We start from the raw sequence: 230 nt of genomic DNA on the forward strand, positions 1-230 counted from the left end.
CTTCCAGCTGGCGGACCGCCAGCGTGTACCGTTTGTTCTGCACGCGTGCGTAGAGTGTCGCGTAGGCGTGAAACGTCGTGGTCCCTCGTTTCGCCTGCGAGAAATACAGCGACTCTGTTTCGTCCTCATCACCGTAGTAGGGATCGAGGTGGAGGTCGGCGACGACCTCCACCGGTCGATCTGGCAGCGTCTCAAGGACGTCCCGTTGAAGCAGCGTGTTCCCAACCGCC

The 230-nt window shown here is 61.3% G+C and carries 1 protein-coding gene; it reads right to left on the reverse strand.

All coding sequences use genetic code 11. The features are described from left to right. Nucleotides 1-230: ISH3 family transposase (locus HKX41_13990; GenBank protein ID NNC25244.1), on the reverse strand; the 230-nt coding region annotated here is incomplete at both ends.

It is taken from the genome of Salifodinibacter halophilus (assembly GCA_012999515.1).
Classification (GTDB): Bacteria; Pseudomonadota; Gammaproteobacteria; order Nevskiales; family Salinisphaeraceae; genus Salifodinibacter; species Salifodinibacter halophilus.